The organism is Blautia ammoniilytica (assembly GCF_025566965.1).
Classification (GTDB): Bacteria; Bacillota; Clostridia; order Lachnospirales; family Lachnospiraceae; genus Blautia_A; species Blautia_A ammoniilytica.
In genome coordinates this window covers 1-476 of the sequence record NZ_JAOQJL010000086.1, presented here as the reverse complement: position 1 = coordinate 476, position 476 = coordinate 1, and the positions used below count along the sequence as shown (strand labels likewise).

The window sequence follows — 476 nt, the reverse complement described above, 5'->3', positions numbered from 1 at the left end:
GACCTTCGTCTGAAATCAGTGACAATCAGTATGGAACCATCCGGAAAATACTTTGCAAGTCTGTTGTATGAAGGATACAGCTGTGAAAACCAAGCAGCTGAACCAGATTACAATACTGCAAAGATACTTGGAATTGATTATGCAATGCAGGGAATGGCAGTATTTTCAGAAAAGATTGAGACGGGAGAAGCAGGTTTTTTCAGAAAAAATGAAAAAAGGCTGGCGAGGGAGCAACGAAAGTTGTCAAGATGCGTACGAGGAAGCCATAATTATGAACTGCAGAAAAAGAAAGTTGCCAGATGTCATGAAAAGATACGAAATCAGCGAAGAGATTATCTACACAAACTTAGTCGAAAGATCGCAGACAGTTATGATGCAGTTGCAGTGGAAAATATCGATATGAAAGCAATGGGGCAGTGTCTGCATTTCGGAAAAAGCGTACAGGATAATGGATATGGAATGTTCAGGGAAATGTT

General features: G+C 40.1%; 1 protein-coding gene. It reads left to right on the top strand.

The window, feature by feature from the left end:
• Nucleotides 1-476 (top strand): RNA-guided endonuclease InsQ/TnpB family protein (locus tag OCV61_RS18470; protein WP_158422956.1); only part of this gene is annotated, 476 nt, incomplete at both ends.